This window comes from Enterobacter sp. 168J2 (assembly GCF_034107265.1).
Taxonomy (GTDB): Bacteria; Pseudomonadota; Gammaproteobacteria; order Enterobacterales; family Enterobacteriaceae; genus Enterobacter; species Enterobacter nematophilus.
Genome location: NZ_JAWNEB010000001.1, coordinates 1,335,820 through 1,359,331, shown reverse-complemented (window position 1 = coordinate 1,359,331; position 23,512 = coordinate 1,335,820). Strand labels below are relative to the sequence as shown.

Sequence of the window (23,512 nt, the reverse complement as noted above, 5' to 3'; positions counted from 1 at the left end):
GTGAACTCACCGGGCTTTTTTCTTTAGTAATCAATGCCAATTTGTGCTTTGATGCCAGCATCAAACGCATGCTTGACCGGACGCAGCTCGCTGACGGTATCTGCCAGCTCCAGAATCTCCCGATGACACCCGCGACCTGTAACGATAACCGTCTGGTGCGCAGGGCGGTTCTTCAGTGCATCCAGTACGTCCTCCAGCGGCAGGTAGTCGTAGGCGACCATATAGGTGATCTCATCCAGCAGCACCATATTTAACGCCGGGTCAGCCAGCATTCTTTTGGCGTGCTCCCAGACGGCAAGGCAGGCTGCGGTATCGGTTTCCCGGTTCTGCGTATCCCACGTAAATCCGGTCGCCATCACCTGAAACTCAACGCCGTGCGGTTCAAGCAAATTACGCTCACCGTTGGGCCATTCCCCTTTGATAAACTGGATGACTCCCACTTTTTGTCCGTGGCCGACGGCGCGCGTAGCGGTGCCAAACGCTGCAGTGGTTTTGCCTTTACCATTGCCGGTAAAGACGATGACGATCCCACGTTCGTCCTGGGCTGCCGCGACGCGCGCGTCAACCTGTTCCTTCAGACGCTGCTGGCGCTGCTGATGACGCTCTTCACTCATTGCGAAATCCCCGGTTTGCGGCCCGGCTGGGCGTCAAAGGTCATTCCGGTTTTGCGGCGGCTGTCGTCGCCCATCAGCCAGAGATAGAGCGGCATAATGTCTGCCGGGGTTTTCAGCTTCAGCGGATCTTCCGTCGGGAAGGCGCAGGCGCGCATGCTGGTGCGCGTACCGCCCGGGTTAATACAGTTTACGCGCAGATGGCGGCTCTGATACTCCTCCGCCAGCACCTGCATCATGCCCTCGGTCGCGAATTTTGAGACAGCATACGCTCCCCAGTTTGCGCGTCCCTCGCGGCCTACGCTGGAAGAGGTGAAGACCAGAGACCCTGACTCGGATTTGAGTAATAAAGGAAGCAAGGCCTGGGTGAGGAAAAAAGTTCCGTTAACGTTAACCTGCATCACCTGCTGCCAGATATCAGGATCCTGTTCATCCATTGGACGCACTTCACCTAACAAACCGGCGTTGTGCAGCACGCCGTCCAGACGTGAGTAGTGGGTACTGATACGGCGAGCAAGTTCCTGGCACAGCGCTGGCGTGCATGTCAGTAAATCGAGCGTGTACCAGGGGGCAGGTGTCCCGCCTGCGGCTTCAATTTCCTGAGCGACCCTCTTGAGCTTTTCCTCATTGCGCCCAATGAGAATCACGCTTGCGCCATACTCAGCGTACGTCAGGGCCGCTTCGCGACCAATACCATCGCTGGCGCCGGTGACAAGAATGATTCGGTTCTGCAGCAGGCTTTTTTGCGGTTGATAATGCACGGTGACTCCTCAGGCGCACGGTGTCTCTATCACGCCTTTATAATGACTTTTCGGCTTTATGCCCGAATTAGCGTGAGAATTCAATCAGTCTACAGGACGCATTACTGTAAAATTAACAATTTGCAAATATTTAAAGCGCAGCGCAGGGATTCCTGAAGACGGCTCGCAGAGGTAATGTCACGGGCGAGACGCAGGGGCAGGGCTGTTGTACACTGCCGTGAAAGATTCGTGGTTTAATCAAGGTGGAACGCGTGGAATTACTTTCTCAATATGGGTTGTTTTTGGCCAAAATCGCGACGGTGGTGATTGCCATTGCGGTGGTTGCCGTTCTGATTGTCAACCTGACGCAGCGCAAGCGTCAGCGTGGGGAGTTACGCATCACCCGCCTGAGCGAGCAATATAAAGAGATGCAGGAAGAGATGTCCCTCTCGCTGCTGGATAGCCACCAGCAGAAGCTGTGGCTGAAAGCCCAGAAGAAAAAACACAAGCAGGAAGCCAAAGCCGCGAAGGCGAAAGCAAAGCTCTCGACGCCGCAGGGTGACGCCAAACCCCGCGTCTATGTGCTCGATTTTAAAGGCAGCATGGATGCGCATGAAGTCGCCTCGCTGCGCGAAGAGGTGACTGCGGTTCTGGCTGTGGCAACGGCGCAGGATCAGGTGGTGGTGCGTCTTGAGAGCCCGGGCGGGGTGGTACACGGTTACGGGCTGGCCGCCTCACAGCTACAGCGCCTGCGCGAGAAGCAGATCCCGCTTACCGTGGCCGTAGATAAAGTCGCGGCGAGCGGCGGTTATATGATGGCCTGCGTGGCGGACAAAATCGTTGCGGCGCCGTTTTCCATCATTGGTTCCATTGGCGTGGTCGCACAGATCCCTAACTTTAACCGCTTCCTGAAAAATAAAGAGATTGATATCGAACTTCACACGGCGGGTCAGTATAAACGCACCCTGACGCTGTTGGGGGAAAACACGGAAGAGGGGCGCCAGAAATTCCGTGAAGATCTGAATGAAACTCACCATCTCTTTAAAGACTTCGTACACCGCATGCGCCCAACGCTGGATATTGAACAGGTGGCGACCGGCGAGCACTGGTACGGCATCCAGGCGCAGGAAAAAGGGCTGGTGGATGAAGTGGGTACCAGTGATGACCTGCTGCTCAACCTGATGGAAGGCCGGGAACTGGTAGGCGTGCGCTTTACCCAGCGCAAACGACTGATGGACCGCTTTACCAACAGCGCGGCGGAAAGCGCGGACCGCCTGCTGCTTCGCTGGCTACAGCGCGGACAAAAACCGCTGCTGTAAACAAAAACGCGAGGCATATGCCTCGCGTTTTGCATTAATCGACCAGGTGATATTTCTCTGAAAGCGTATGCGCCAGGTATTTAAACATATTAAACACGGCGGTGCTTTTCGGGGTCGGTAAACCCTGCTCGTCAAGGAAGTATTCGCCGCTGAAAACCAGCACGCCATTACGCTGCTCAACGCCGGTGGCTTCAATGCCTGCCAGCGTATCTTCATGGTCACGAATAAGCTTGTTTGCTTCGATAAGCAGAGAGGCTCGGTCAATGGGTTGGGTCGTATTCTGCATAATCCACTCCTTAAACAGTGACAATAGTCTACGCCGGGGTCGCTTTGGGGGCAAATTTTCCCTGTAATGTGAGGGGATAAGATGCAGAGGGCAGGTTGGCGGGATTTGCTTTTGCATGCTAATAAAGTTGCGTAACGAATTTTATCAGGTAGAGTGTGCGCTTTCGTCATTCTGGCAACAGAATTGCTTGACATTCGACCGGGAATTCGTCACGAATTATACGAGATGTGAGAAAAATACCCGAAAACTCAATGACCTGGATGTCGCCATTCTGACGTTCGGTAAGACATAGGGGTTGATATCCCCTGGCGCAGTCGCAATATCATTGGCTCGTCGTCAGCGGAAGGGAAATCAACGTGCGGCGTATTCCTGGAAGAATTAAATTAGGTAAAGGTGAATATGGGTAAAGCTCTCGTCATCGTTGAGTCCCCGGCAAAAGCCAAAACGATCAATAAGTATCTGGGTAATGACTACGTGGTTAAGTCCAGCGTTGGTCACATCCGCGATTTGCCGACCAGTGGCTCAGCCAGCAAAAAGAGCGCAGACTCTACCTCCACCAAAGGGGCTAAAAAGCCTAAAAAGGATGAACGTAGCGCGCTTGTCAACCGCATGGGTGTTAACCCATGGCACAACTGGGATGCACAATATGAAGTGCTGCCCGGGAAAGAAAAAGTCGTTAACGAGCTGAAGCAGCTTGCTGAAAAAGCAGACCACATCTATCTCGCAACCGACCTTGACCGCGAAGGGGAAGCCATTGCGTGGCACCTGCGGGAAGTGATCGGGGGGGATGACAAACGCTACAGCCGCGTAGTGTTTAACGAAATTACAAAGAATGCGATTCGTCAGGCGTTTGAGAAGCCGGGCGAGCTGAATATCGATCGTGTAAACGCCCAGCAGGCGCGTCGCTTTATGGACCGCGTTGTGGGCTACATGGTTTCCCCACTGCTGTGGAAAAAGATTGCCCGCGGCCTGTCTGCAGGGCGCGTGCAGTCTGTAGCCGTGCGTCTCGTCGTTGAGCGTGAACGCGAAATTAAAGCCTTCGTGCCGGAAGAGTTCTGGGAAGTTGACGCCAACGTCACCACCCCGGGCGGTGATGCGCTGCCGCTGCAGGTAAGCCATCATAACGATAAGCCTTTCCGTCCTGAAAACCGCGATCAGACCATGGCCGCCGTGGCGCTGCTGGAAAAAGCGCGCTACCAGGTGCTGGAGCGCGAAGATAAACCGACCAGCAGCAAGCCTGGCGCGCCGTTTATCACGTCCACACTGCAACAGGCGGCGAGCACCCGTCTGGGTTACGGCGTGAAGAAAACCATGATGATGGCCCAGCGCTTGTATGAAGCGGGTTACATCACCTACATGCGTACTGACTCAACGAACCTGAGCCAGGACGCGGTGAACATGGTGCGCGGCTACATTAGCGACAACTTCGGTAAGAAATACCTGCCGGAAAGCGCCAACCAGTTCGCCAGCAAAGAGAATTCTCAGGAAGCGCACGAAGCGATTCGTCCTTCTGATGTCTCTGTGCTGGCCGAGTCGCTGAAAGACATGGAAGCCGACGCCCAGAAGCTGTATCAGCTGATCTGGCGTCAGTTCGTCGCGTGTCAGATGACCCCGGCGAAGTACGACTCCACCACGCTGACCGTTGGCGCGGGCGATTTCCGTCTGAAAGCGCGCGGTCGTATCCTGCGCTTCGACGGCTGGACGAAAGTGATGCCAGCGCTGCGTAAAGGTGATGAAGACCGTACGCTGCCTGCGGTAAACAAAGGCGACGAGCTGTCGCTTGTCGATCTGGTTCCGGCCCAGCACTTCACCAAGCCGCCTGCGCGCTTTAGTGAAGCGTCGCTGGTTAAAGAGCTGGAAAAACGCGGGATTGGCCGTCCGTCAACCTACGCGTCAATCATCTCGACCATTCAGGACCGCGGTTACGTTCGCGTAGAGAACCGCCGTTTCTATGCCGAAAAAATGGGTGAGATTGTCACCGACCGTCTGGAAGCTAACTTCCGCGAGTTGATGAACTATGACTTCACCGCGCAGATGGAAGACAGCCTCGACGAGGTGGCCAGCCACAAGGCGGAGTGGAAGAAGGTTCTCGACAGCTTCTTCAGCGATTTTACCAACCAGCTTGAGAAAGCGGAGAAAGATCCTGAAGAGGGCGGCATGCTGCCTAACCAGATGGTACTGACCAGCATCGACTGCCCGACCTGTGGCCGTAAGATGGGGATCCGTACTGCGACAACGGGCGTGTTCCTTGGCTGTTCAGGCTACGCGCTGCCACCAAAAGAGCGCTGCAAAACAACCATCAACCTGGTGCCTGAGAACGAAGTTCTTAACGTGCTGGAAGGTGATGATGCGGAAACCAACGCTCTGCGCGCGAAACGCCGCTGCAAAAAATGTGGCACGGCGATGGACAGCTATCTGATCGATCCTAAACGTAAGCTGCACGTCTGTGGTAACAACCCAACGTGTGACGGGTATGAGATCGAAGAGGGTGAGTTCCGCATTAAAGGCTATGACGGCCCGATTGTGGAGTGCGAGAAGTGTGGTTCTGAAATGCACCTGAAAATGGGGCGTTTTGGTAAGTACATGGCCTGCACCAACGACGAGTGTAAGAACACGCGCAAAATTCTGCGTAACGGTGAGGTTGCTCCGCCGAAGGAAGATCCGGTTCCGCTGCCTGAACTGCCGTGTGAAAAATCCGACGCGTACTTCGTACTGCGTGATGGCGCCGCAGGTGTCTTCCTGGCTGCCAACACCTTCCCGAAATCGCGTGAAACGCGCGCGCCGCTGGTGGAAGAGCTGCATCGCTTCCGCGATCGTCTGCCTGAGAAACTGCGTTATCTGGCCGATGCGCCACAGCAGGATCCTGAAGGCAATAAGACGGTGGTCCGTTTTAGCCGTAAAACGAAGCAGCAGTACGTTGCGGCAGAGAAAGAGGGTAAAGCGACCGGATGGTCCGCCTTCTTTGTCGATGGCAAATGGGTTGAAGGCAAGAAATAATCTTTCCTGACCGTTACTTACCTGTAAAAGGGCCGGACTTCCGGCCCTTTTTTATTACCTTATTATTATTTTTTGTTCCGTACTATACAGTCAGGCTATAAATGATATAGTGGTTATAGTTAACCCTTTTCTTATTATCAAATCGTCTTAAGCGATTGACCGCGTGCGCTAAATCGGATGGTCTGGCATGAAATTACAGCAGCTTCGTTATATCGTTGAGGTGGTGAATCACAACCTTAATGTCTCTTCCACCGCCGAGGGGCTATATACCTCGCAACCGGGCATCAGCAAGCAGGTTCGCATGCTTGAGGATGAATTAGGTATTCAGATTTTCGCCCGCAGCGGTAAACACCTTACCCAGGTGACGCCAGCGGGACAGGAAATTATCCGTATTGCGCGGGAAGTCCTCTCCAAAGTCGATGCGATCAAGTCTGTGGCGGGGGAACATACCTGGCCGGATAAAGGCTCGCTGTATATTGCCACGACGCACACCCAGGCGCGCTACGCCCTCCCGGGCGTTATCAAGGGCTTTATCGAGCGTTATCCGCGCGTCTCCCTGCATATGCACCAGGGGTCGCCAACGCAAATTGCTGAGGCGGTGTCGAAGGGCAATGCAGATTTTGCCATCGCGACGGAAGCGCTTCATCTGTATGACGATCTGGTCATGCTGCCGTGCTATCACTGGAACCGCTCCATTGTGGTGACCCCGGATCATCCGCTGGCGGGAAAAGGGTCGGTGACGATCGAAGAGCTGGCGCAATATCCTCTGGTCACCTACACGTTTGGCTTCACCGGACGTTCTGAGCTTGATACCGCCTTCAACCGGGCCGGGTTAACGCCGCGGATTGTCTTTACCGCCACCGATGCCGACGTCATAAAGACCTATGTACGGCTTGGTCTGGGGGTAGGGGTGATCGCCAGCATGGCGGTGGACCCGGTGTCAGACCCTGACCTGGTGCGTCTTGATGCACATGATATTTTCAGCCATAGCACGACCAAAATAGGTTTCCGTCGCAGTACCTTCCTGCGAAGCTATATGTATGATTTTATTCAGCGCTTTGCCCCGCATTTAACGCGTGACGTGGTGGATACCGCCGTTGCATTACGCTCAAATGAAGATATTGAAGAGATGTTTAAAGATATCAAACTCCCCGAAAAATAATCACACCCGGTATCTTTCCCAGTGGGAAAGATACCGAAATATCCGCTTAAAGCTAAATTAGAATTATCATCATCTGCACTTCCCCTGCCATATATTGCCATTATCCTTTTAATTTGTGTGGTTTTAATGTCGTGAATTGGCGACAAAAATAGAAACTAATTAACGGCTACGCAAATTTTTCTTTTCAAATATTTATTTCTGGTCAAAAGATTGAATATTTCATGCCTCTTGATGCGTAAATTCACTGGCTTTTCGGCTAAAGTTTCTTTAGGATTTATCTCAACAGATGATTAATTGTACCAATTGTTTGGTCCTAAATGATAAGCGATATCGATTGTATGAGGTTAGCAATGCCTTCAGGAAGTGAAGAACCGCAAAGGGATCCTGCGCTCAAGCGTAAAGCCTGGCTGGCGGTCTTTCTCGTTTCCGCCCTGTTCTGGGTGATGGTTGCTCTCCTGGCCTGGAAATATTGGGGTTGAATATGGCAGTGACGGTACGTACAGAAACGGCAAAACGGATGTGTCAGCATCATGACACTGTTCACAAAGGACGCAAAGCACCTGCGACAGCAGTGCCGGCATCCTGGAAACTGACGCCGCAGCAGCAAGCTTTTATTGATGTGTTCGCGGAAGACGAACCCAAAAAACAATAATTTAGTTTATTGCGTAATGATGCAGTTAGTCTGAATAAAGACTATGCACCTTTGTACTCTTTAATAAATACACATCAGCAATATAGCACGAGGACCTGCCTCGGAATGTTTAATAAATAATGCCTGGTGTCCCTATGATGAATAACATGATGTCTCAAAAATACTGGTCATGGATCGGCGTTTTTACCCTGTCGATTCTGTTCTGGAGTCAGCTCATCTGGCTGGCCGTCCACTAAATGATAAAACCTCGCTGCGGCGGGGTTTTTTGTTTTACTCTCCTCTGGACCATTCCTAAATTTATCAATTCGGGTTGTTATCAAAACGTTACGACATCTTTGTGTTATCTTTAATTACGGCCCTGATGATTGTCAGGACATCTCTGTAATTAAGGAGGAGCTTATGTCGTTAACCCTACGCGAAGCCAGTAAGGACACATTACAGGCAGAAAATAAAACCTGGCACTACTATAGCCTGCCGCTGGCTGCCAGAACGCTTGGGGACATTTCGCGTTTACCCAAGTCCTTGAAAGTTTTGCTGGAAAACCTCCTGCGCTGGCAGGACGGTGATTCCGTTACCCTCGACGATATTCAGGCGCTGGCGGGATGGCTCAAGAATGCCCATGCCGACAGAGAAATTGCCTACCGCCCGGCAAGGGTCCTGATGCAGGACTTCACCGGCGTTCCTGCCGTGGTGGATCTCGCCGCCATGCGTGAGGCGGTCAAACGTCTCGGCGGCGATACGGCTAAAGTGAACCCGCTTTCTCCCGTCGACCTCGTGATTGACCACTCGGTAACCGTTGACCACTTCGGTGATGACGATGCCTTTGGCGAGAACGTGCGTCTCGAGATGGAGCGAAACCACGAGCGTTACGTCTTCCTGAAGTGGGGCCAGCAGGCGTTCAGCCGCTTTAGCGTGGTTCCACCCGGCACCGGTATTTGTCACCAGGTTAACCTTGAATATCTTGGTAAAGCCGTCTGGAGTGAATTGCAGGACAAGGAGTGGGTGGCTTATCCGGACACGCTGGTGGGCACCGATTCCCATACCACCATGATTAACGGCCTCGGCGTGCTGGGCTGGGGTGTCGGCGGTATCGAAGCGGAAGCCGCCATGCTCGGTCAGCCGGTCTCCATGCTTATCCCTGATGTCGTCGGCTTTAAGCTCACCGGGAAGCTTTCTGAAGGCATTACCGCCACCGATCTTGTGCTCACCGTTACCCAGATGCTGCGTAAGCATGGCGTGGTGGGCAAATTCGTAGAATTTTACGGTGACGGGCTGGATTCGCTGCCGCTTGCTGACCGCGCGACCATCGCCAACATGGCGCCAGAATATGGCGCAACCTGCGGATTTTTCCCCATTGATGACGTCACGCTGGAGTACATGCGCCTGAGCGGACGCAGCGAAGAGCAGGTGGCGCTGGTGGAGGCGTACACCAAAGCGCAGGGCATGTGGCGCAATCCGGGCGATGAGCCGGTATTTACCAGCACGCTTGCGCTCGACATGGGAAGCGTTGAGGCGAGCCTCGCCGGTCCGAAACGTCCGCAGGATCGCGTGGCGTTAAGCGACGTGCCAAAAGCGTTTGCCGCCAGCAATGAGCTGGAAGTCAACGTGGCGAAGAAGGACCATCGCCCAATCGACTATGTTCTGAACGGACATCAGTATCAGCTCCCGGACGGCGCGGTTGTCATTGCCGCCATCACCTCCTGCACCAACACCTCAAACCCCAGCGTATTAATGGCGGCCGGCCTGCTGGCTAAAAAGGCGGTTGAGCTGGGGCTGAAACCACAGCCCTGGGTCAAAGCCTCTCTGGCACCGGGCTCCAAAGTGGTCTCGGATTACCTGGCGCAGGCCAGGCTAACGCCGTATCTTGACGAGCTGGGCTTTAACCTCGTGGGCTACGGCTGTACCACCTGCATCGGTAACTCCGGCCCGCTGCCTGAACCTATTGAAACGGCGATCAAGCAGGGCGATCTGACGGTTGGCGCAGTGCTTTCTGGCAACCGTAACTTTGAAGGTCGTATTCATCCACTGGTGAAAACCAACTGGCTCGCTTCGCCGCCTCTGGTGGTGGCCTACGCGCTGGCCGGCAATATGAATATTAACCTGGCGACCGATCCCATTGGTCACGACCGCAAGAATGAGCCGGTCTATCTGAAGGATATCTGGCCGTCCTCGCGTGAAATTGCGATGGCCGTTGAAAAGGTCTCCACCGAGATGTTCCGCAAAGAGTATGCGGAAGTGTTTGAAGGCACGCCGGAATGGAAAGCCATCAACGTTGTGGGCTCGGACACCTATGACTGGCAGGACGACTCCACCTATATCCGCCTGTCGCCGTTCTTTGATGAGATGCTGGCCGAGCCTGCACCGCTTCAGGATATTCACGGGGCGCGCATACTGGCGATGCTGGGGGATTCCGTCACCACGGACCATATCTCCCCGGCGGGGAGCATCAAAGCCGACAGCCCGGCGGGCCGTTATCTGCAAAGCCGGGGCGTGGAGCGCCGCGATTTTAACTCCTACGGATCGCGCCGCGGTAACCATGAAGTGATGATGCGCGGGACGTTTGCCAACATCCGCATTCGTAACGAAATGGTTCCGGGCGTGGAAGGGGGGATGACGCGCCATCTTCCGGGGACTGAAGTCGTGTCGATTTATGACGCAGCCGTCAAATATCAGCAGGAAGGTACGCCGCTGGCGGTCATCGCCGGGAAAGAGTACGGTTCCGGCTCCAGCCGAGACTGGGCGGCAAAAGGGCCGCGACTGCTTGGCGTCCGCGTGGTCATTGCCGAGTCGTTCGAACGTATTCACCGCTCGAACCTGATCGGCATGGGGATCCTGCCGCTTGAGTTCCCGCAGGGCGTCACGCGTAAAACGCTGGGCCTGACCGGGGAAGAGCAGATTGATATTAGCGGCCTGCAAAACCTGCAGCCGGGTAAAACGGTGCCGGTGAAGCTTACGCGAGCAGACGGGAAAAGCGAGGTACTGGAATGCCGGTGTCGTATTGATACCGCAACCGAACTGACCTACTACCAGAACGACGGCATTTTACATTATGTGATTCGTAAAATGCTGGATTGATAAAAAAGCCCGGCATCTGTGCCGGGCTTTGTCCTTTTACTCTTTCAGAAGATGGCCCATCTTGGCCGCTTTGGTATCGAGATAGTGGGCGTTTTTCGGGTTGCGGCCGACAATCAGCGGTACGCGTTCGACGATGTTGATCCCGGCTTCGGTGAGGATTTCCACCTTTTTCGGGTTATTGGTCAGCAGGCGAACCTCGTCCACGCCCAGCAGCTTGAACATATCGGCGCAGAGGGTGAAGTCACGCTCATCGGCGGCAAAACCGAGCTGGTGGTTGGCTTCCACCGTATCGTAGCCCTGGTCCTGCAGCGCGTAAGCGCGGATTTTATTCAGCAGACCAATATTACGGCCTTCCTGACGGTGATAGAGCAGCACGCCGCGGCCTTCTTCGGCAATATGGGTAAGGGCAGCTTCGAGCTGGAAACCGCAATCACAGCGCAGGCTGAACAACGCGTCGCCGGTCAGACACTCTGAATGGACGCGGGACAGCACCGGCGTCTGCCCTGAAATGTCGCCGTAGACCAGCGCGACATGATCCTGTCCGGTTGCCAGTTCTTCAAACCCCACCATCAGGAAATCGCCCCATGGGGTTGGCAGTTTGGCTTCTGCCGCACGTTTAAGCTGCATGTGATTCTCCAGAGTAGGCTGACACGTTTCGTGCCTTGCGCCTGTTTTGCTTTCTGTATTTGTCCATTTTGCCACAAGCTCGGCACGTTCGCCTAATGGGCGCCATGCTATATGAACGTTAAACGCACGATCCGACATATCCACCCATCGAATGAATTTCAGTTATGATTGTGAGGCTTAGCGAAAAAGGAGAAGACATGCTTTCAATCGCCAGACGTACGGCAGCAGGCGCGGCCATTTTACTGATTATGCCTTTGGCCGTGTGGGTCTCCGGCTGGATGTGGCAGCCGGGGCAGAATGCCACGTGGCTGAAAACGTTATACTGGGTAACGGAAACGGTCACGCAGCCGTGGGGAATTATTACCCACGTCATCCTCTGCGGCTGGTTCTTGTGGTGCCTGCGCTTTCGACTGCGCGCGGCGCTGATGCTCTTTGCTATCCTCGGGGGCGCGATCGTTATTGGACAGGGCGTGAAGTCCTGGGTGAAGGATCACGTTCAGGAGCCAAGACCTTTTGTCGTCTGGCTGGAAAAAGCGCACCATGTTCCGGTGGATGAGTTCTACAATTTAAAGCGTAAAGATCGCGGCGCGCTGGTGAAAGAGCAGCTTGCGGAACAGAAGGATATTCCAAAGTTCCTGCGTAAGCACTGGCAAAAAGAGACGGGGTTTGCGTTTCCTTCCGGCCATACGATGTTTGCGGCCAGCTGGGCGTTGCTGGGGGTCGGGCTGCTTTGGCCTCGACGCCGCACGATGACCATCGTGATTTTACTGGTTTGGGCGACAGGGGTGATGGGCAGCCGCTTGCTGCTGGGGATGCACTGGCCGCGGGATCTGGTGGTTGCTACGCTGATCTCCTGGATGCTGGTGACGCTGGCAACCTGGCTTGCGGAACGGTTCTGCGGCCCGCTCACGCCACCGCCTGAAGAGAAAGAAGAGATCGCCGAAAGGGAGCAAAGCGACGCCTGACGGTTGATATTGTGCATTTTGCCCATAAATCCATGACGTGCGCGTTACTTTTTCCGTTTCGCGCCCGTCGCTAAAATGGTAGTTTATAAGGCTGATTGCGGTAAGTTGAACACACTTTATTCGCTTGAACCACATAACGGGAAGTAATGTGAAATATTTACTCATTTTCTTACTGGTATTGGCGATTTTTGTCATTTCAGTCACATTGGGTGCACAAAACGATCAACAGGTGACGTTTAACTATCTGCTGGCGCAGGGTGAGTATCGGGTCTCAAGCCTGCTGGCGGTCTTATTTGCTGCAGGCTTTGCCATCGGCTGGCTGGTTTGCGGTCTTTTCTGGTTGAAAGTTCGTGTTTCTCTTGCGCGCGCTGAACGTAAAATTAAACGACTCGAACAGAACATTGCGCCTGCGTCCGACATTCCGGAAAGCTCAGGTGTGCCGGTCGTGAAGGAATAATCGACTATGCTGGAGTTGTTGTTTCTGCTTTTGCCTGTAGCCGCAGCCTATGGCTGGTATATGGGCCGCAGAAGTGCGCAACAAACGAAACAGGATGAGGCTAACCGACTCTCCCGCGACTACGTTGCGGGGGTGAACTTCCTCCTGAGCAATCAGCAGGACAAAGCGGTAGATCTGTTCCTCGATATGCTGAAAGAGGATACGGGGACCGTCGAAGCCCACCTCACTCTCGGCAACCTGTTCCGCTCGCGCGGCGAGGTTGACCGCGCTATCCGTATCCACCAGACCCTGATGGAAAGCGCTTCCCTGACCTACGAACAACGTCTCCTGGCGGTACAACAGCTGGGCCGAGACTATATGGCCGCGGGGCTGTACGATCGCGCTGAAGATATGTTCACACAGCTGGTGGATGAAACGGATTTCCGCATCGGCGCGTTGCAGCAGTTACTGCAGATTTACCAGGCCACCAGCGACTGGCAGAAAGCCATTGATACGGCCGAACGTCTGGTGAAGCTGGGCAAAGACAAGCAGCGCGTTGAAATTGCGCATTTCTACTGCGAGCTTGCCCTTCAGCAGATGGGCAACGACGACATGGATAAAGCCATGGCGTTGCTGAAGAAAGGCGCCGCCGCGGACCGCAATAGCGCGCGTATCTCTATCATGATGGGGCGCGTTTTTATGGCCAGCGGCGACTACGCTAAAGCCGTTGAAAGTCTGCTGCGGGTTATTGACCAGGACAAAGAGCTGGTCAGCGAAACGCTTGAAATGCTGCAAACCTGCTATCAACAGCTGGACAAGCAGGAAGAGTGGGTGGCATTTCTGCGCCGTTGTGTGGAAGAGAATACCGGCGCGACCGCTGAGCTGATGCTTTCTGACGTGGTTGAGCAGTATGAGGGAAGCGACACCGCACAGGTTTATATTACCCGTCAGCTGCAGCGTCACCCCACGATGCGCGTATTCCACAAGCTTATGGACTACCACCTGAACGACGCGGAAGAAGGGCGCGCGAAAGAGAGCCTGATGGTGCTGCGCGACATGGTTGGCGAGCAGGTGCGCAGCAAACCGCGCTACCGTTGTCAGAAGTGTGGTTTTACCGCGTATACGCTCTACTGGCACTGCCCATCCTGCCGGGCCTGGTCCACCATCAAGCCAATTCGTGGCCTTGACGGTCAGTGATTTTTTAAAACACCCTATTTTAGTTACAACATACTAAAGATTTTTACCCCTTTCTCAACACCGTGCGGCCTGCCGGTCTGGCAGGCGCGTAAATGGATTCTGTCAATTTAGAGCGGCGGCAGGTAGAATGCTGGCCGTTTATCTGTTCCGCGCCGCTGCGCGCCCATAGACGAAAAGGGCTGGTCATGACGTCTGTTACTTCCTCCACTTCCCGCGTTATTACGGATTCTCCTGTTGTTGTCGCGCTTGATTACAATAAGCGTGACGCAGCGCTGGCCTTTGTCGACGGTATCGATCCTCGCGATTGTCGTCTGAAAGTTGGTAAAGAGATGTTCACGCTGTTTGGACCGCAAATCGTCCGCGATCTGCAGCAGCGCGGCTTCGATGTCTTCCTCGATCTCAAATTCCATGATATCCCGAACACCACGGCGCACGCGGTTGCCGCCGCTGCGGAGCTGGGCGTGTGGATGGTCAACGTCCACGCGTCGGGCGGGGCGAGAATGATGACGGCCGCTCGCGAAGCGCTCCTGCCGTTCGGCAAAGATGCGCCATTACTGATTGCGGTTACCGTGCTGACAAGCATGGACGAAAGCGACCTGCGCGACCTTGGCGTGACGTTGTCACCTGCCGGGCACGCCGAGCGTCTGGCCCGTCTGACGCAAAATTGCGGCCTTGATGGCGTCGTTTGCTCCGCTCAGGAAGCCGTGCGTTTCAAGTCAGAACTGGGCAATGCGTTTAAGCTGGTCACGCCAGGCATTCGTCCTGCTGGCAGCGACGTGGGCGATCAGCGACGCATTATGACGCCTGAGCAGGCGTTGGCTGCAGGTGTCGATTACATGGTTATCGGGCGCCCGGTGACGCAGTCTGCGAACCCGGCAGAGACGCTTAAGGCTATCAACGCATCACTGAAAAAGGGGGCGCAATGACCGATTCCAACAGCCGGCTGGTCTACTCGACGGAGAGCGGGCGTATAGACGAACCGAAAACGAAAGCGGAACGTCCGAAAGGCGACGGTATTGTTCGTATCCAGCGTCAGACCAGCGGGCGAAAAGGAAAGGGGGTCTGCCTGATCTCCGGGATTGATATGGATGATGCGGAGCTGAACAAGCTGGCAGCCGAGTTGAAGAAGAAATGTGGCTGCGGCGGCGCCGTGAAGGACGGCATTATCGAAATTCAGGGTGATAAACGCGATTTAATTAAATCGCTCCTTGAAGCCAAAGGCATGAAAGTTAAACTGGCAGGCGGCTAAAATAAATAAGCCACGGCAATTGCCGTGGCTCGTGTTATATACGTGCGTTAGTCAGACCTGAAATGCGATGCTAAATCGCCTTAACGGGAAGGCTGATAAAATAATTATTTGCCAACCTGGTGACCGATAATACCACCGACAGCAGCGCCGCCTAATGTGCCCAGCGTACTACCATCCGTTAATACTGCACCACCGAGCGCACCAGCACCGGCGCCAATTGCGGTGTTACGGTCACGTTTAGACCAGTTAGAGCACGCGCTCAGAGACATTGCTACAGTGATTGCCAGAACAGCGGCGGCTAATTTTTTGCTGGTTAAGGTCATAATACTTTCTCCTGAATTATCGATTCACGGAAAGATGTACACATTAAGTATAGCCAAAATGAATACTCAATTCTTTTTTCCGGGAAAGCTGGTCGCGCAGGCGTTACGTAATCACGCAAGTGATAGTCACTTCCTGTTATATCGCTAACATTAATTTTACGACTTTACGGCAGGTTAAACAGGTAAAAACTCTTAAAGGGAGGATAGGAATCCTCTCAGACGAAGGGGGCATTTGCGCCCGGAATACGGGCGCAAAATGGACTCAGGCGGACGTTTTAATAATATCGACAATGAGACCGTCCTCTTCCAGTTTATTACGATGTTCGTCGCTTAACCTTTCGTCGGTAATTACGCGGCTAAAGCGTGAGGCTGGACCCATGGTGTAAGGATGGACGGCACCAAATTTGGAGCTGTCGGTCAACACAATGGCTTCACACTCTTTTTCCAGAACGGCATTCACAACGTCAGTTCGCATCATATCCCGGCCGGTGAAACCTGTCTCAGGCTGCCAGCCGTCAATACCGATAAATGCCTTACTGAAATGAACCTGCTGGACATACTGCCGGGTTAGCGGGCCTACCATGCTCTCACTTTTTTTCTGGTAAATGCCGCCCAGCAAAATCACCTCACAGCGCGTCTCCTTGAGTAAATGGGCGATATAGCTGCTGACGGTGATGATGGTAACGTCTTTTTGTTCGGCGAGCGTACGAGCCAGAAGGGCGTTGCTGCTGCCGTTTTCAATAAAGACCGTCTCGCCAGGGTTTACCAGCGATGCGGCAAATTCTGCCAGCTCTCGTTTAAGCGCGTAGTTATTCATCATGCGCGTCTCAACGTCATCGCTGTCCAGCGGCACGGCATAGCCATGCGCACGGCGCAGGTAGCTCTGTTTTTCCAGCAGATTAAGATCCTGACGGATGGTGACTTCGGAAACGCCGGTGGTTTTAGCCAGCTCAACGACGCTTACGCGCCCCTGATCGATGACCATCTGCAAAATGAGTTGTTGTCGGGAATTCATAGCATCCAATTAATAAAGCGAAACGAGGTCTGAGACAGTGGGATTAGACTTCCCACGGCGCTTTAGGCTGTCGGTTTTCGGGAGCGTTGTCAGCGCCATCCTGAGCGAGAAGTTCAGACTTCAGGATCTCGAGATTACGAATCGCAGAGTGATAATCACCCGCCACCAGGATATCCAGCACGGTATCAATACGTTGTGCTACAGCTTGTGGATCAATAGTAGACATCATCTCTCCCCAGGAGCGAAAAGTTAATAATTTCAATGATGCAGAAAATAGGTTCAAAAGAGAAGGGAAAAAACGCCATAACGAAATTACATAAACGAAAGTGAACCGCTGTATGGCTCTAACGCTGCTGTCGCGCTTGATATCGTTTTAGCCAGCGCTCGAATGCGGCAGCGGGCATCGGCTTAGCGAAAAGAAAACCCTGCCGTTCGTTTACGCCGTTCTTGGTCAGAAAGGCATCTTCTTTTGCGCTCTCCACCCCTTCGGCAATCACCTGCAGGTTTAACGCCTGCGCCACTGCGACAATGGCGCGTACCAGAGACTGGGAGACAGAGTGCTTGTGAATATCCCTGACAAAAGCCTGATCGAGCTTAATGGCATCGATAGGAAAACGCGCCAGCTGGGAGAGAGAGGAGTAGCCGGTACCGAAATCGTCCAGATGAATTTGCGCCCCGAGCTGGCTGAATTGCTGGATCACCGAGAGCGCCAGCTCTTCGTTTTCGATAAGACAGCTTTCGGTTAACTCAACGTCGATAGGGCAGTACTCAAAATGCAGATCCTTCAGCGCCTGCTTTAACTCGCTGAAAATCGTCTGGTCGGCCAGCTGACGTGCAGAGACGTTCACGGCCACGCGCAGGTTAATTCCCTTGTCACGCCATTTTGCCACCTGGCGAACCACATCAAGCATCACCCAGCGGCCCAGCGGCACAATCAAACCGGACTCCTCGGCGTAAGAGATAAATTCCAGAGGGGGAATCAGACCGCGCTCGGGCGACTGCCAGCGGACCAGCGCTTCAAGGCTTCTGACTTCGCCGCGCCAGGTCATTTTCGGCTGGTAGTGGATCAGGAGCTGATCGTTATCCAGGGCTTTACGCAGGTTGGTGTCCAGCCACAGATACTCAAACACGCGCTGGTTCATCTCGGGGGAGAAGACGCAGAATTTGCCACGGCCGTTCTCCTTGGCGGTGTACATGGCGATGTCGGCATTGCGAATCACGCTTTCCCGATCGTTCCCGTGCTGCGGCGCGAGGGCGATCCCCAGGGAGCAACCGGTGTAAACCTCAATCAGACCGATTCTGAACGGCTGGCGCAGGCGGGTCAGAATACGCGACGCCATCGCTTCCAGCGAGCCCTGGGAGGTATTGGTGGCCATAACGATAAACTCATCGCCGCCGAGCCGCGCTAAAACCTGCCCCTCATCCAGGCAACTTAGAAGGGCAAGTGCAACCGCCTGCAGCAGCTGATCGCCGAACATATGCCCGTAGGCATCGTTAACCTTTTTGAAGTTATCCAGGTCGAGGTACACCACGCCAACCTGCGTATCGCCACGGCTACTTATGGCGTCTGAAATCAGCTCATGGATCGCATTGCGGTTGGGCAGGCCGGTGATGGTATCGGTATTGGCCAGCACGCGCAGGCGCTCCTGCGCCCGCCGCTCTTCGGTAATGTCGGTCCCGGAACAGATAAGGAAAATTTCATTTTTGCCGCTGCCGCTGTGAACGAATTTATTTCTGAACAGAAATAAGCGTTGCCCTTTCCGCGTTTTGATCCAGCGTTCGACTTCGTAGGAACTGCCGTTGCGAAAGAAACCTGCAATGTTGCGCTTCGAGGCTGCCGCTTCGCTGCGGCTCATGAACAGTTCAAACACGTTCTGACCAATGACTTCATGTTCTTTCAGACCGGTATACTCTTCGCTCAGGCGGTTAAAGCGCTGGATATTGCCGTTTTGATCGAGAATAACAATGACGGAATTCGCTTCAGAAACAACCTGTTCTGCGAAGGAAAGTCCCTGAGCCAGATCGCGTGCCACGGAGGGCGTATCGTTCCAGGCAGAAGCCGTTCCAGCCCACTCGTTTCGTGTGATTTTGCGTCCGACAAGATGAATGGGAACCTGTTCGCCGTAAAGAGAGAGGTTCAGAGAAATGCTGGAGGTCATCACCGTTAGCTGACGGATCTGTGCGGCCTGTTCATCGTCCAGTACGATCTCCTGAGTCTCGTCTGCATTTTCGCTGGCGGCAAGGTGCAGAGCGTTGCTGTCAGCCGACAATCGCCACCACGGGCTGTGAGTACCCATGTAACGAAACAGCAAATTCTGCTCAAGTTCGTCGATCATGATTTCTCCCGCCGCGACGCATTAGCGAACAAATTATTCATTTGTCGTCGACTTTTCCGTTGAAAATAGCGGCAAAGCCGCAGTGAACGTCTTGTTTTTCCCTGCTTTTTTATAATGAAACGCATCAGGCAGATAAAATGCTGAGCGGATAAAATTCACGTGACCGATTAGGACAGCACTCTTTTACTGTAGATAATTATGGCTATTTTGGGCGAGCTGGGGCTGAAAAAAGTAAGAAAAATGATGCTTTTGCGGCGGGAAAGGCAGGAGAAAATTGTCGGCCTTTCCGAACGGAAATGACCGACAATTGAGCAGGTTATCAGGCGACAGGGCGCGCAATAATACTGCGGGTTTCCATACGAACTTCAGCGATAGTCACGTCAATCACGTCAGTGACTTTGTAAACCGTCTCGCCTTTAATTTGCACGGTGCCGCTTTCCTGACTGCAGACCAGTTCGTCACGAACGGCGTGCAGGAACGGGGCAGGGATAAAGGCGACCGCACCGTTATCCACCAGACGTACGCGCATTCCCCCGCGGCTGATATCAATAATCTCCGCCGCGAAGCGGGTATCGGTACCGGCTTTATTCTGCAGGAAGCGCGCGTACAGCCAGTCTCCAACGTCACGTTCCGCCATGCGGTTCAGACGGCGACGCTCGGCCATCTGTAGGGTCGTGTCGTCCTGAGGACGGGCAATGGTTTCGCCCTTGATAATCGCTTTCAGCAGGCGGTGGTTAACCATATCGCCATACTTACGGATCGGGGAGGTCCAGGTGGCGTAGGCCTCCAGACCGAGGCCGAAGTGCGGGCCTGGCTCGGTGCTGATTTCCGCGAAGGACTGGAAGCGGCGAATACGGCTATCCAGGAAACCGGACGGCTGAGCGTCCAGCTCGCGGCGAAGCTTGCAGAAGCCCGGCAGCGTCAGCACTTCTTCCGGGTCAACATGCACGTCGTGATTCTTCAGCAGGGCCGCCAGCGCTTCGGTATTGGCCGGATCGAAGCCGGTATGAACGTTGTAAATACCGAAGCCCAGCCTGTCGCGCAGCACGCGCGCGGCACAGATGTTGGCGGAAATCATCGCTTCTTCGACGATGCGGTTAGCAATGCGTCGCGGTTCGGCCACGATATCCAGCACTTCACCTTTTTCACCGAGAACAAAACGATAATCCGGACGATCCTTGAAGACCAGGGCGTGAGTCTTACGCCACTCGCCGCGGTTCAGGCAGATGCGGTGCAGCAGACGAATCTGCGCCGCAATAGCCTCGGATTCAGGTTTCCAGCTGCCGGTGTTTTCCAGCCAGTCGGAGACATTGTCATAGGCCAGCTTGGCTTTGGATTCGATGGTGGCGGCAAAGAACTCGATATCGTCTTCAATCGTGCCATCTGCGGCAATGGTCATGCGGCAGGCGAGGACCGGGCGCACCTCATTTGGACGCAGCGAGCAGAGGTCGTCAGACAGTTCGCGCGGCAGCATCGGAATGTTAAAGCCCGGTAGGTAGTTGGTGAACGCGCGGATTTTCGCCGTTTCGTCCAGCTTGCTGCCTTCTACAATCCAGGCGGTTGGATCGGCAATCGCGACGGTCAAACGCAGTTTGCCATCGGCGCTCTCTTCAGCGTAGAGCGCATCGTCCATATCTTCTGTGCTGGCGCTGTCGATGGTGACAAACTCCAGCGAGGTGAGATCGCGACGCGCCAGGCCTTCGTCCTGCATCTCGGTTGCCACACCGTTCGGCGCTTCTTTTTCAAGATTATGGCGCGCCAGCGTGACCCACCACGGGACGAAATGGTCGTCGCCAAAGGTGATGAACTGGGTCAGTTCAGCATAGAAACCGCGGTCGCCTTTCAGAGGATGACGGCGCATTTCTGCCACGGCCCAGTCACCTTCTTTAAAATCATGCTCAACGCCGCGGGCGGCGCGGCAGGGAATGGCATCTTTCAGCAGGGGGTGATCCGGCACGACAGATAGACGATCGTCCTTTCTCTGCACTTTGCCCACAAAGCGGGTCAGGAACGGTTCGATCAGTTCTTCCGGCTCGGCGGATTCGCGTTCCTTCTCGGTATGGATGACGGCCATGACGCGATCGCCATGCATCACTTTCTTCATCTGCGGTGGCGGAATGAAGTAGCTTTTCTGCGCGTCAACTTCAAGGAAGCCAAAGCCCTTTTCCGTGGCTTTCACGACCCCTTCTGCACGCGGCGTTTGGGAATGCAGTTGCTGTTTAAGCTGCGCTAGCAGCGGGTTGTCCTGAAACATAATGTTCTATTTTCGTAGCCATTGAGCGGCTGACAGTTTTACGCGATTCTCACTGCTACAGCAAGCGCTCTTTGGGGAAAGCGTGTGGTTATTCCGCTTTGCCGGACGCCACTTTTAATCGATTGAGCCAGCCCTCCAGCGCGCATTGGCTCAGCTGGTTAATCGCCTGAACGGCAGTAAGTCCTTCTTCAGTGAGCGGGGTAAATTGTGCGGCGCTGAATCGGTCCGGCGAGCGTGTCAGCAATTCGGCTGCTGCCGCAAGCGCCGGCGAAGGAAGCGAAATCGTTTCCCGGCTGTTTATCAGGATCTCACCCGTCAGGTCGAGCAAGGTCGGCTCATGACACAGGACCGGCGTCAGCGCCTCAAGCGCGGGCTCTGCCTGCCAGCGAGAGAGGGACTCAAGCTGATGCGTACTGGCATAGCGAAGCTCGACCACGGGCAGAAGCGCTATCCACGCGTCGGAGGACGCCGGCAGGGTGTGCGGCTGAATATGATGGCCCGGCAGCCAGCGGACGGGATGGCCAAGCAGCGCCTGAAAGACGGCGACCACGCGCGCCTGAAAACCGATAAAGCCGATTATCTGGTTAATCACCACAATGTCATAGGTAGACAGACCTACCTCATCAAGCTGGTTTCGCGACTTATCATCAATGACGTCAGGCGAGCTGGCGAGCTGGCGGGCGTACTGCGTGATTTCCGCCAGCCGTCGGTTACTTTCGCGAGAGGAGTCAGGACTCGGCAGCGGGGCGAGGAGGGCGGCGTAGTGGTTGCACAGCCGCTGAACGCCGCAGGCCTGCGCCACCGTCAACGCGGTGCTTAACCGATCGTAGGCGCTGAGCGTTCGCAGGCGGTTTACGGGAAGTGAGAGCGGGAACAGCTGGTGGCATAAGGATCTGGCAGGAGCAAGCCAGCCGGTACAGGCGGCAACAATCTCATCTGGCAGGGCTAAATCGAGCAAAAAACGATCGTCGACGTTAGCGGCTTCGGGCACCAGGGGCAGCACATCCGGCTGCGCGTGGTTTGACTGGGTTTCGTGATACCAGTGGCCTTTGCCGGAAAAACGACGTTGTTCCATGGGCGTTCCTTGATCTCAAAATGGCGATCAATATCCTGGCGTAAGGCAGATAAAGGGAAAAATATTGTTAGGTGATAACAAATAGCAGAACGGAATAACGAAGGGGTGAGTACGGCGGGGAAAGCTCTCTTCCCGTGCGGGAAGAGAGCCATAGCTTATTTAATTTCCAGCTCGTTCATTGCAGCGATGTTGAAGCCGCCGTCAACGTGAACCACTTCGCCGGAGATACCAGCGGAAAGGTCAGAGCACAGGAATGCAGCAGAGTTACCCACATCTTCAATGGTAACGGTACGACGAATCGGAGTAACCGCTTCGCAGTGTGCCAGCATTTTACGGAAATCTTTGATGCCGGACGCCGCCAGGGTGCGGATAGGGCCAGCAGAGATGGCGTTAACGCGCACGCCTTCTGGACCCATTGCGTTCGCCATGTAGCGGACGTTGGCTTCCAGAGATGCTTTCGCCAGACCCATAACGTTGTAGTTAGGGATAGCACGCTCTGCGCCCAGGTAGGACAGGGTCAGCAGCGCTGCGCCAGGGTTCAGCATTGCGCGGCAAGATTTCGCCATTGCAACGAAGCTGTAGGAGCTGATGTCGTGCGCGATTTTAAAGCCATCACGGGTAACCGCGTTCACGTAGTCGCCGTCCAGCTGGTCGCCAGGAGCGAAGCCGATGGAGTGAACGAAACCGTCGAATTTCGGCCATGCTTTTGCCAGTTCAGCAAACATGCCGTCGATGCTTTCGTCTTGTGCAACGTCACATTCCAGAACAATGCTGGAACCCAGCTGCGCGGCAAACTCTTCAACACGGCCTTTCAGCTTGTCGTTCTGGTAGGTGAACGCCAGCTCAGCGCCTTCGCGATGCATTGCCTGTGCGATGCCGTATGCGATGGACAGTTTGCTGGCAACGCCAGTCACCAGAATGCGCTTACCGGAAAGAAAACCCATAGCTTTAATCCTTATATTCATTGCTTATTTTGCCTTGTAATTCATAGCGTTACAGGCAGTATTTCAAAATCATTCGAAATTAGCTCGAAATTATAGCCCACTCACGGCCCCTTGTGTCACGATATTTCTCGCCGATCTCCGAAGGCGAATGCCCCAAAAGGTGAGGCGCGGGCTGGCGGGGGCTCAAAATTTCAGCATTCGTCCAGTATATCACCCGGCAGCAGCTTCGCCTCATCCAACCAGCAAGGA

Annotated in this window: 23 protein-coding genes; 12 read left to right on the top strand and 11 right to left on the bottom strand. The window is 54.4% G+C overall.

Annotated elements, in window-relative coordinates; genetic code table 11:
• Positions 1-23: 23 nt before the first annotated feature.
• Both cobO and USG84_RS06560 read right to left on the bottom strand, forming a co-directional pair.
• Positions 24-614, bottom strand: a complete 591-nt coding sequence (cobO, locus tag USG84_RS06565) for a cob(I)yrinic acid a,c-diamide adenosyltransferase (protein ID WP_116339485.1) — start codon at positions 612-614, stop codon at positions 24-26.
• The gene (locus USG84_RS06560; RefSeq protein ID WP_151413135.1) at positions 611-1,372 is read right to left on the bottom strand and encodes a YciK family oxidoreductase; all 762 of its coding nucleotides are present in this window, start codon (positions 1,370-1,372) and stop codon (positions 611-613) included. The genes cobO and USG84_RS06560 overlap by 4 nt, the downstream gene beginning before the upstream one ends.
• Positions 1,373-1,623: 251 nt before the next feature.
• Between USG84_RS06560 and sohB the strand changes: the two genes are divergently transcribed.
• The gene (gene sohB, locus USG84_RS06555; RefSeq protein WP_253542219.1) at positions 1,624-2,670 is read left to right on the top strand and encodes a protease SohB; all 1,047 of its coding nucleotides are present in this window, start codon (positions 1,624-1,626) and stop codon (positions 2,668-2,670) included.
• Positions 2,671-2,704: 34 nt separating this feature from the next.
• Here sohB and USG84_RS06550 read toward each other — a convergent pair whose 3' ends face one another.
• A complete protein-coding gene (locus tag USG84_RS06550; RefSeq protein WP_003856804.1) occupies positions 2,705-2,956 on the bottom strand; it encodes a YciN family protein in 252 nt (83 codons plus the stop codon).
• 399 nt (positions 2,957-3,355) lie between these two features.
• Between USG84_RS06550 and topA the strand changes: the two genes are divergently transcribed.
• The 6 genes from topA (at position 3,356) to acnA (ending at position 10,842) form a co-directional block, all read left to right on the top strand.
• Positions 3,356-5,953 (top strand): type I DNA topoisomerase, encoded by a 2,598-nt coding sequence (gene topA, locus USG84_RS06545; protein WP_041909639.1) that lies wholly within the window; start codon positions 3,356-3,358, stop codon positions 5,951-5,953.
• A 187-nt stretch (positions 5,954-6,140) separates the two neighbouring features.
• Positions 6,141-7,115 (top strand): HTH-type transcriptional regulator CysB, encoded by a 975-nt coding sequence (gene cysB / locus USG84_RS06540; protein ID WP_061097998.1) that lies wholly within the window; start codon positions 6,141-6,143, stop codon positions 7,113-7,115.
• A 338-nt stretch (positions 7,116-7,453) separates the two neighbouring features.
• On the top strand, positions 7,454-7,594 hold the full coding sequence (locus USG84_RS06535; protein ID WP_213743510.1) for a YmiA family putative membrane protein: 141 nt from the start codon (positions 7,454-7,456) through the stop codon (positions 7,592-7,594).
• A gap of 2 nt (positions 7,595-7,596) precedes the next feature.
• Positions 7,597-7,767, top strand: coding sequence for a hypothetical protein (locus USG84_RS06530; RefSeq protein ID WP_032644881.1), 171 nt, complete (start codon positions 7,597-7,599; stop codon positions 7,765-7,767).
• 137 nt (positions 7,768-7,904) lie between these two features.
• Entirely contained in the window at positions 7,905-8,003 is a 99-nt protein-coding gene (gene ymiC / locus USG84_RS06525) for a small membrane protein YmiC (RefSeq protein ID WP_032644994.1), read from the top strand.
• A gap of 163 nt (positions 8,004-8,166) precedes the next feature.
• Positions 8,167-10,842, top strand: a complete 2,676-nt coding sequence (acnA, locus tag USG84_RS06520) for an aconitate hydratase AcnA (protein ID WP_028013402.1) — start codon at positions 8,167-8,169, stop codon at positions 10,840-10,842.
• A gap of 36 nt (positions 10,843-10,878) precedes the next feature.
• On the opposite strand, the gene ribA is transcribed toward acnA, so the two are convergent.
• A complete protein-coding gene (gene ribA / locus USG84_RS06515; RefSeq protein ID WP_151413137.1) occupies positions 10,879-11,469 on the bottom strand; it encodes a GTP cyclohydrolase II in 591 nt (196 codons plus the stop codon).
• 197 nt (positions 11,470-11,666) lie between these two features.
• Here ribA and pgpB point away from each other — a divergent pair, with 197 nt between their 5' ends.
• The 5 genes from pgpB (at position 11,667) to yciH (ending at position 15,316) form a co-directional block, all read left to right on the top strand.
• A complete protein-coding gene (pgpB, locus tag USG84_RS06510) occupies positions 11,667-12,434 on the top strand; it encodes a phosphatidylglycerophosphatase B (protein ID WP_151413138.1) in 768 nt (255 codons plus the stop codon).
• Positions 12,435-12,582: 148 nt separating this feature from the next.
• Positions 12,583-12,891, top strand: coding sequence for a LapA family protein (locus USG84_RS06505; protein WP_061098000.1), 309 nt, complete (start codon positions 12,583-12,585; stop codon positions 12,889-12,891).
• A gap of 6 nt (positions 12,892-12,897) precedes the next feature.
• The gene (gene lapB / locus USG84_RS06500; protein ID WP_151413139.1) at positions 12,898-14,067 is read left to right on the top strand and encodes a lipopolysaccharide assembly protein LapB; all 1,170 of its coding nucleotides are present in this window, start codon (positions 12,898-12,900) and stop codon (positions 14,065-14,067) included.
• 185 nt (positions 14,068-14,252) lie between these two features.
• Positions 14,253-14,993: an orotidine-5'-phosphate decarboxylase gene (pyrF, locus tag USG84_RS06495; protein WP_253542216.1), complete on the top strand. Its 741-nt coding sequence runs from the start codon at positions 14,253-14,255 to the stop codon at positions 14,991-14,993.
• Positions 14,990-15,316, top strand: a complete 327-nt coding sequence (yciH, locus tag USG84_RS06490; protein ID WP_028013396.1) for a stress response translation initiation inhibitor YciH — start codon at positions 14,990-14,992, stop codon at positions 15,314-15,316. The genes pyrF and yciH overlap by 4 nt, the downstream gene beginning before the upstream one ends.
• Before the next feature lie 104 nt (positions 15,317-15,420).
• Here yciH and osmB read toward each other — a convergent pair whose 3' ends face one another.
• The 7 genes from osmB to fabI form a co-directional block, all read right to left on the bottom strand.
• Positions 15,421-15,639, bottom strand: coding sequence for an osmotically-inducible lipoprotein OsmB (gene osmB, locus USG84_RS06485; protein WP_008501216.1), 219 nt, complete (start codon positions 15,637-15,639; stop codon positions 15,421-15,423).
• A 262-nt stretch (positions 15,640-15,901) separates the two neighbouring features.
• Complete coding sequence (locus USG84_RS06480; RefSeq protein WP_253542213.1) at positions 15,902-16,654, bottom strand: DNA-binding transcriptional regulator YciT; 753 nt, start codon at positions 16,652-16,654, stop codon at positions 15,902-15,904.
• A 43-nt stretch (positions 16,655-16,697) separates the two neighbouring features.
• Positions 16,698-16,880, bottom strand: a complete 183-nt coding sequence (locus tag USG84_RS06475) for a hypothetical protein (RefSeq protein WP_041909652.1) — start codon at positions 16,878-16,880, stop codon at positions 16,698-16,700.
• A 118-nt stretch (positions 16,881-16,998) separates the two neighbouring features.
• Positions 16,999-18,990: a cyclic di-GMP phosphodiesterase gene (gene pdeR, locus USG84_RS06470; RefSeq protein WP_061098004.1), complete on the bottom strand. Its 1,992-nt coding sequence runs from the start codon at positions 18,988-18,990 to the stop codon at positions 16,999-17,001.
• Between the two features lie 319 nt (positions 18,991-19,309).
• Positions 19,310-21,244, bottom strand: a complete 1,935-nt coding sequence (locus USG84_RS06465; protein ID WP_320738215.1) for an exoribonuclease II — start codon at positions 21,242-21,244, stop codon at positions 19,310-19,312.
• A gap of 88 nt (positions 21,245-21,332) precedes the next feature.
• Positions 21,333-22,319, bottom strand: coding sequence for a CMD domain-containing protein (locus USG84_RS06460; protein ID WP_151413648.1), 987 nt, complete (start codon positions 22,317-22,319; stop codon positions 21,333-21,335).
• 155 nt (positions 22,320-22,474) lie between these two features.
• A complete protein-coding gene (gene fabI / locus USG84_RS06455) occupies positions 22,475-23,263 on the bottom strand; it encodes an enoyl-ACP reductase FabI (protein ID WP_003856831.1) in 789 nt (262 codons plus the stop codon).
• Between the last annotated feature and the right edge of the window lie 249 nt (positions 23,264-23,512).